Consider the following 544-nt stretch of genomic DNA (forward strand, 5'->3'; position numbering starts at 1 on the left):
ACAGGGCCGCGGCTTCGCGGTCGTCGCCAGCGAGGTGCGGACGCTGGCCCAGCGCTCGGCCAATGCGGCCAAGGAGATCAAGGGCCTGATCGACGAGTCGGTGGAGCGCGTGGCCGATGGCTCGGCCCTGGTCGGCCAGGCCGGCACCACCATGCAGGAGATCGTGGCCTCGGTGCAGCGCGTCACCGACATCATGGGCGAGATCTCGGCGGCCTCGCGCGAGCAGTCGGCCGGCATCGAACAGGTCAACACCACCGTGGCGCAGATGGACCAGGCCACCCAGCAGAACGCGGCGCTGGTCGAAGAAGCCACGGCTTCTGCGCGCGCCATGGAAGAGGAGGCCGGACAACTGAGCCAGTCGGTCGCGCTGTTCCGCCTGGCCGCGCCGGCGCCCGCAGCCAGACCGGCGCAGGTGTCGCGGCTTGCGGAAGACACCGCGGCGGCGTCGCCGGCCGTGGCGGTGGAGGACGCGCTCGACGCGTGAGGTGTCGGCCGCCGTGCGCGTGGCCGTCGTGTGGCCGCGCGCGGCGGTCGCCTTACAGCG

Annotated in this window: 1 protein-coding gene; it reads left to right on the forward strand. The window is 73.0% G+C overall.

What is annotated here, in order from left to right; genetic code table 11:
- Positions 1–484, forward strand: a 484-nt coding sequence (locus D180_RS08685) for a methyl-accepting chemotaxis protein (RefSeq protein WP_017912486.1), incomplete at its 5' end; no start/stop codon positions are given.
- Between the last annotated feature and the right edge of the window lie 60 nt (positions 485–544).

It is taken from the genome of Xanthomonas sp. SHU 166 (assembly GCF_000364685.1).
GTDB lineage: Bacteria > Pseudomonadota > Gammaproteobacteria > Xanthomonadales > Xanthomonadaceae > Xanthomonas_A > Xanthomonas_A sontii.